Origin of the sequence: Arsenicibacter rosenii (assembly GCF_001870735.1) — a bacterium.
GTDB classification, from domain to species: Bacteria; Bacteroidota; Bacteroidia; order Cytophagales; family Spirosomataceae; genus Arsenicibacter; species Arsenicibacter rosenii.
The window spans coordinates 1-817 of record NZ_MORL01000201.1 but is presented as its reverse complement, the minus strand read 5'-3'; the positions used below and the strand labels follow the sequence as shown (position 1 = coordinate 817).

Sequence of the window (817 nt, the reverse complement as noted above, 5' to 3'; positions counted from 1 at the left end):
GCTTACCGGCCTCAAAACTGAGCAGCATACTCCCGTTGCCGGTTGTGGCAATCGCATGAAAATCGCTGGCTGACTGACTGGAAGGCGCAAATACCTGCGAGGCGTCACTCCACGTTCCTCCACCGACACTGGAAACAGACAACGGGGCATCAGCCACGGCGGCAGGCAAAACAACGGTAATTTGCGATGAACCCAGCCAGAATGAACCGGTGTTAAAGGATGGGATCGCATAGACCTCATAACGCTGATTAGTCTGGCTGTATGCAACCGTAAGGTCTACCCGGTTCTGGGCATTGACATGAAACAGGCTCCCTAAGCCCATGCACAAGATTAAAACAATGGTTTTCATTACGAACGTTTTTTTTTGATTTTCCTTTTTTGTTTTAATGATGGCTACCCGACTGATGGCCGGGTAGCCATGGGTTAGGGTAATTGTTCAAGTAATAAGTCAAAATTGTAGAGCTTCCCGGTGTTGAACGGATATAGATCGATCACGTTCATAAAGATGATATTCGCGTCGTTATTCGGGCCCTGGTACTTCACCTTACCATCGAGGTTTACATCCCCGAAAAAGTAGCCATATGCCTGATCATAGTTGTAGGTCTGCGACAGGTTACCAGGGTAAGTCATGACCTCACTGAATACTTTCAGCAGGTCATTGTCCGGTCCCTGATATTTAACTCTGTCCGGCCACAACCCGGGCTTTTCTTTCGCGTCGTTATAGGCATTTCCGGCCCACAGCGCTTTGCGGCCACCTGCTTCGGTCATTGTTACCTGCTCGGCCCCGTCGTAATCCTGTTGCGCTACCGGCCGGTCC

Annotated in this window: 1 protein-coding gene and 1 pseudogene; both read right to left on the bottom strand. The window is 50.1% G+C overall.

Annotated features, from left to right (window positions below):
* A pseudogene (locus BLX24_RS30810) lies at positions 1–349 on the bottom strand (hypothetical protein); the annotation flags it as partial.
* A 74-nt stretch (positions 350–423) separates the two neighbouring features.
* Positions 424–817, bottom strand: a 394-nt coding sequence (locus BLX24_RS33150) for a hypothetical protein (RefSeq protein WP_177225997.1), incomplete at its 5' end; no start/stop codon positions are given.